We start from the raw sequence: 5,987 nt of genomic DNA, 5'->3' as shown, positions 1-5,987 counted from the left end.
GACCCAGGGCACCACGTGCCGCACCTCGCCCCAGCAGTCCTCCCCGGTCCAACAGGCCCCCAGTACCACCTCGGGCCCCACGGGAGGCACCAGCACCACCGGCGGCTCGACCGGCGGCTCCGGCACCGGAGGCTCCTCCTCCGGCGAACCGGGCCTGGTGGGCGGCCTGTTGGGGTAGGCGGGCCGGTGGGCGACATACTGGGCAACCCCACCGGCTGAGCGACACGGGCCCACGAAAAGGTCCCGCACCCGTCGAGGTGCGGGACCTTCTCGTCGTACGCCGTTACCGGCCGAGAGCCGCCAGCTCCTTCGCCGCCTCCGTCAGGTCCTTCGCGGTGTCGATGGCCCGCCAGTACGCCCCCTGCGGAATCGGGAACCCGGCCAGCCGCAGCTCACGCGCCAGCGTGGGAAACGTCGTCCGCTCGTGATCCCCCCGCTCCGGCAGCAGGGCCGCGAACGCGGGCGAGAAGACGTAGACACCGGCATTGATCTCGAACGTCGACGGCGGTGCCTCTATGAAGTCCGTGATGTGCCCGAACCCGTCGGTCTGCACCGCACCCCACGGAAGCCGCGGACGCGCCAGCGCGAGCGTCGCGACCGCGTCCCGCTCGGTGTGGAAGTCCGCCATGTCACGCAGCGAGAACCGGGTCCAGATGTCCCCGTTCGTCGCGTACCACGCCTGGTCCGGATGCGGCAGATGCGCCGCCGCGTACCTCAGCCCGCCGCCCCGGCCCAGCGGCTCCGTCTCGATGACCGTCTTCACGCGCAACGGCAGATCCGCCGTCCGCAGCCAGTCCTGGAGCACCTCGGCGAGATGCCCGCAGCTGACCACCACGTCCGTCACGCCCTCCTCGGCGAGCCAGACAAGCTGATGGCCGATGATCGGAGTCCCCGTGCCGGGGATCTCGACCATCGGCTTGGGCCGGTCGTCGGTATAGGGGCGCAGCCGGGAGCCCTGGCCGCCGGCCAGGATCACGGCCTGGGTCGGACGGGACGCGGCGTTCGGATCGGTCATGCCCGAACTTTACGGCGCGCCCCTGTCCCGGCCCGCGTCGGCATCCCCCTCTGGGGTCAGCCGTGGGCCGCGGCCACGCCTGTCGCGAAGGACGTGTCGCACACGGGGCGGGCGTACGACTGCGCCCGCGTGGGGCCGTACACACGCACCGCGGCGCGGCCCAGGGCCCTCGCGATGGAGACGCAGTGCTCGGCGAGCGAGGGACGCTCGTTCACGGCCTCCTGGAGGTGGGTGAGCGCGATGCCCGGGTTCTCCTCCTGGAGCTCGGTCAGGAGCTGCTCCCGCAGGGCGTCCTGGGGGGCCAGGCGCGCGCTGCGCGGCTTGCTGTCCGAGACGGTCGCGTCCGAGGCCGTGAGCACCGAGGAGCTCGAGGGATCCCCCGACCAGTTCACTCGGGTGACCGCGAGGGTCCCGGAGAGCACCAGGACGACGGGCAGGACAAGGGCGAGGGAGCGGCCGATACGGCGGGCGGGGCCCCGGCCGCGTCGCGTCTGTTGGTAAGTGGAGTGCTTCACGCGTGTGAGGGTAGCGTGCGGTAATGATTTGGCGACATTTAGTCACCGGTTCGGGGGACGAGGTGGCGCCGAAAATTGGGTAGGGCGTTGACGCACACTGCTCGAAATGACCGATGTGCCGGGGTATTTGTCGACACCCTCCAGGTCTGTTCCGGGCACGGAAAGGGCCCCGCGGACACTCCGCGGGGCCCTTCTCGTCAACCTGGGTGATTTCCTGCGGTACGTCCTCAGTCGGAGAGACGCTCGCCCGTGGACGTCGAGAACACGTGGGTCTCGCCCGGACGCGGCACGACGTGCAGAGTGGCGCCCTTCTCCGGCACCGCGCGACCGCTGACACGGACGACCAGGTCCTTCAGTTCGTCGCCGACCTTGGCGGAACCGTAGACGTAACCGTCGGCGCCGAGCTCCTCGACCACGTTCACGGAGACCGCGAGACCGGCCGGGGCGTCCTCGGTGTCCTTCGAGAGGGCGGAGGCGGCGGCGCCGTTGTGCTCGACGATGTCGAAGTGCTCGGGACGGACACCGACCGTCACCGTGGTGTCACCCTTGTCGGAGGCGGCCTTGAGGGCCTCGCGGTTGACGGGCACCACGCTGTTGCCGAACTTCACACCGCCGTCGGTGATCGGGACCTCGACGAGGTTCATCGCCGGGGAGCCGATGAAGCCGGCGACGAAGAGGTTCGCCGGACGGTCGTACATGTTGCGCGGGGAGTCGACCTGCTGGAGCAGACCGTCCTTCAGCACGGCCACGCGGTCACCCATCGTCATGGCCTCGACCTGGTCGTGGGTGACGTAGACGGTGGTGATGCCGAGACGGCGCTGGAGCGAGGCGATCTGCGTACGCGTCGACACACGCAGCTTCGCGTCCAGGTTCGACAGCGGCTCGTCCATCAGGAAGACCTGGGGCTCACGCACGATGGCGCGGCCCATGGCGACACGCTGGCGCTGACCGCCGGAGAGAGCCTTCGGCTTGCGGTCCAGGTACTCCGTGAGGTCGAGGATCTTCGCGGCCTCCTCGACCTTCTGCCGGATCTCCGTCTTGTTGATGCCGGCGATCTTGAGCGCGAAGCCCATGTTGTCGGCGACCGTCATGTGCGGGTACAGCGCGTAGTTCTGGAACACCATGGCGATGTCCCGGTCCTTCGGCGGCAGGTGCGTGACGTCACGGTCACCGATGCGGATGGCACCGCCGTTGACGTCCTCCAGCCCCGCCAGCATGCGGAGCGAGGTCGACTTGCCACAGCCGGACGGGCCGACCAGGACGAGGAACTCGCCGTCCTCGATGTGGATGTCGAGACCGTCGACGGCGGGCTTCGTGGAACCCGGGTAAATACGGGTCGCCTTGTCGAACGAAACAGTGGCCATGGCTCAGAGGCCCCCTTCTACCGGCAGGAACGTGCCGGACGATCCGTTGTAGGAAGGTGGTGGTCCAGTCCAGACAGATGGACTGGCTCAGGACGGTACCTGGCGTTCAGCCGTATGTCAGTACCTGCCGGACTGTGAACTTCGCGGAAATTTTCGAGCGGGGCAGAGCACCGCACTTTTGACCTCGCCTCTCGGCTTCCTGCTTCATCGCCCGCTGCCGACCGGGCACAGCCCTGCTGAACTGTGCCCGACCGGTCTCACATGGGCTCCACAGGCGTTCCGGCCGACGGCCCGCCGGTCCGTACCGCACTGGCTCTGCTCTCTACGCGGTCAGCAGGCGCAAACCCTCCTCGCGGAGGTTCAGGGCGGCATTCACGTCGCGATCGTGTCGAGCTCCGCACTCCACGCATGTCCACCAGCGGACGGAAACGTCCAACCGCGGCCCCATGGCATGGCAGCTGGAGCAGCGCCGGGTGGAGGGGAAGAAACGGTCCACGACCACCAGAGTCCGCCCGTACCACTGGCACTTGTAGCGCAACTGCCGAACCAACTCGCTCCACGAGGCGTCGGCGATCGCGCGGTTCAGCTTCGCCTTCCGTCCACGTCCCTTGCCGCGCGCCGCACGCATCAAGGTCCCGACTGACAGGTCCTCCACCACGAGCACTTGGTTCTCGCGCACGAGGCGGGTGGTGAGCTGGTTCAGCATGTCCCTGCGTACGTCACTGATCAGGGCGTGGAGCCGCGCGATCTGCTCCCGGACCTTCTGCCGATTCTTCGACCCACGCACCTTCCTGTGCAGCTCGCGCTGCAACCGCGCCAGCGTCTCCGCGTACCGCTTCAGCAGCCGCGGATGATCGAACTTCGTCCCGTCGTCGAGAATCACCAGCGACGCCAGTCCGACATCCACGCCCACCGCCTTGGGCTCCCGCGTCCCCGGCACGAACACCGGGGGCAGCGGCACTGTCCGCTCCTCCACGAGCACGGACACGAAGTACCGGCCGGCCCGATCCCGCGTCACCGACAACCGCACCGGAGCCTCCCCCGCAGGCAACGCCCGAGACCACCGGACGTCCAACGGCACCGACTGCTTCGCCAACGTGATCAGCCCGGTCCCAGGCCGCACCGGATCCTCCACCCACCGGAAGCCGGTGCGCACATACGTCGCCGTATCCCGCGAACGCCCCTTCTTCTTCCGCCTCGGATACCTGGCCTCACCCCTGAAAAAACGGCCGTACGCCTGATCCAGATGACGCAGCGACTGCTGAAGGACCGTCGACGACACCTCCCCCAACCACGCCGTCTCCTCCCTCCGCTTCCACCCCGTCAGCGCCCGACACGTCTCCGCGAACCCCACATTCACCCGATACCGCTCCCAGGCACCCGAACGCAGCGCCAGCCCCTCGTTGTAGACCCACCGACACGCCCCGAACGTCCGCGCCAACTGCTCGGCCTGCTCCTCGGTCGGATAGAAGCGGAACCGGTAGAGGCGGTGATGCGTGTCGGGCGCCTTGGCGTGGGACTTCAGCGGAGTCGCCTTGCGTGTGTGGTGCTTCCGGCGCTCTCCGATGCCGAGGACCTCGCGCTTGACGCGCTCGGCCTCCGTCTCCCCCATGACCCCTCCCTGACGATCCGATCTTCGGAACAGCACGTCAGCTCGATCAACGAACGGGTGCACGAATGGTTACGCGTAGTTCTTGAGTCCGGAACTTCGTGGCTCGGGCAAACGGGCACTGTGTACAGTGGTTCAGCCTTGGTGCCTGGCACTGTGGCGCACGCTGCCTCCTTAGCTCAGTCCGGCCCAGAGCGGCTGTCTTGTAAACAGCAGGTCGTCGGTTCGAATCCGACAGGGGGCTCTGTCGAAGCCCAGGTCAGATCGCATCTGACCTGGGCTTTCCTTGGTCCGCACCCCCGCCCCCGGCCCCCGGCTCGGTGTCGATGCGGTAGCCGACGCCCGGGACGGTGGTGATGATCCAGGGTTCGCCCAGGCGCTTGCGCAGGGCCGAGACGGTGATGCGTACGGCGTTGGTGAACGGGTCGGCGTTCTCGTCCCACGCGCGTTCCAGGAGTTCCTCGGCGCTGACCACCCCGCCGTCGGCGCCGACGAGGACTTCGAGGACGGCGAACTGCTTCCGGGTCAGGGCGACGTAGTGGCCGTTCCGGTGGACCTCTCTGCGGAACGGGTCCAGGCGCAGGCCGGCGATCTCCCGTACGGGTGGCCTGCTGTGGGCGCGTCTGCGGTCGAGGGCCCTGAGCCGCAGGGCGAGCTCCTGGAGCTCGAAGGGTTTGGTGAGGTAGTCGTCGGCGCCGATGCCGAACCCGGTGGCCTTGTCGTCGAGGCGGTCGGCGGCGGTGAGCATGAGGATCGGCATGCCGCTGCCGGAGGCGATGATGCGTCTGGCGATGTCGTCGCCGGAGGGGCCGGGGATGTCGCGGTCCAGGACGGCGATGTCGTAGGTGTTGACGCTGAGCAGTTCCAGAGCGGTGTCGCCGTCGCCCGCGATGTCGGCGGCGATCGCTTCCAGGCGCAGGCCGTCGCGGATGGCTTCTGCCAGGTAGAGCTCGTCCTCGACGATCAGCACACGCATGCCGTCGATGCTACGAGCGGACGCATATCGGTGTCGTATCGAAAACCCGCGGCCGAGGCGGGGGTGGTCACGCGGTGCCGGCGGCCTTTGCGAGGGCCTGGTCGGTGAGGCGGTACACGGTCCACTCGTCCTGCGGGCGGGCGCCGAGGGACTCGTAGAAGTCGATGGCGGGGGTGTTCCAGTTCAGGACGGACCATTCCAGGCGCTGGTAGCCGCGCTCGACGCAGATGCGGGCGAGTTCGGTGAGGAGGGCCTTGCCGTGGCCGCCGCCGCGGGCCGTGGGGCGGACGTAGAGGTCCTCCAGGTAGATGCCGTGGACGCCGCGCCAGGTGGAGAAGTTCAGGAACCAGATCGCGTAGCCGACCACCGCGCCGACGGGGTCGGTCGCCACATGGGCGTAGGCGGCCGGACGGTGGCCGAAGAGGGCCTCGTGAAGCTGCTCCTCGGTCGCCTTCGCCTCCTCCAGGGCCCGCTCGTAGTCGGCGAGTTCGCGGATCAGGGTGTGGAT

At 68.5% G+C, this 5,987-nt stretch carries 6 protein-coding genes and 1 tRNA gene; 1 reads left to right on the top strand and 6 read right to left on the bottom strand.

All coding sequences use genetic code 11. The features are described 5' to 3' along the window. Positions 1-283: 283 nt before the first annotated feature. The 4 genes from EHS43_RS34965 to EHS43_RS34950 all read right to left on the bottom strand — a co-directional run bounded on the left by EHS43_RS34965 (position 284) and on the right by EHS43_RS34950 (position 4,506). Positions 284-1,015 (bottom strand): nucleotidyltransferase family protein, encoded by a 732-nt coding sequence (locus EHS43_RS34965; protein WP_125194660.1) that lies wholly within the window; start codon positions 1,013-1,015, stop codon positions 284-286. 56 nt (positions 1,016-1,071) lie between these two features. Then, on the bottom strand, positions 1,072-1,530 hold the full coding sequence (locus EHS43_RS34960) for a hypothetical protein (RefSeq protein ID WP_125194659.1): 459 nt from the start codon (positions 1,528-1,530) through the stop codon (positions 1,072-1,074). Between the two features lie 227 nt (positions 1,531-1,757). Continuing rightward, positions 1,758-2,894 carry an ABC transporter ATP-binding protein gene (locus EHS43_RS34955; RefSeq protein ID WP_125194658.1) on the bottom strand — a complete coding sequence of 379 codons (1,137 nt, stop codon included), beginning with the start codon at positions 2,892-2,894 and terminating at the stop codon, positions 1,758-1,760. Between the two features lie 322 nt (positions 2,895-3,216). Next, positions 3,217-4,506, bottom strand: coding sequence for an RNA-guided endonuclease TnpB family protein (locus EHS43_RS34950; protein WP_125194657.1), 1,290 nt, complete (start codon positions 4,504-4,506; stop codon positions 3,217-3,219). Between the two features lie 165 nt (positions 4,507-4,671). On the opposite strand from EHS43_RS34950, the gene EHS43_RS34945 reads away from it, so the two are divergent. Continuing rightward, positions 4,672-4,747 (top strand) — tRNA-Thr (locus EHS43_RS34945). 15 nt (positions 4,748-4,762) lie between these two features. Here the strand turns inward: EHS43_RS34945 and EHS43_RS34940 are convergent. Together EHS43_RS34940 and EHS43_RS34935 are read right to left on the bottom strand one after the other, a co-directional pair. Continuing rightward, a complete protein-coding gene (locus tag EHS43_RS34940; RefSeq protein ID WP_125194656.1) occupies positions 4,763-5,479 on the bottom strand; it encodes a response regulator transcription factor in 717 nt (238 codons plus the stop codon). 67 nt (positions 5,480-5,546) lie between these two features. Beyond that, positions 5,547-5,987: GNAT family N-acetyltransferase (locus EHS43_RS34935; RefSeq protein WP_148104157.1), on the bottom strand; the 441-nt coding region annotated here is incomplete at its 5' end.

The sequence above is a fragment of the Streptomyces sp. RP5T genome, assembly GCF_003933965.1.
Taxonomy (GTDB): domain Bacteria; phylum Actinomycetota; class Actinomycetes; order Streptomycetales; family Streptomycetaceae; genus Streptomyces.
The sequence above is the reverse complement of the archived record's forward strand: the minus strand, read 5'-3'. Positions and strand labels throughout refer to the sequence as shown.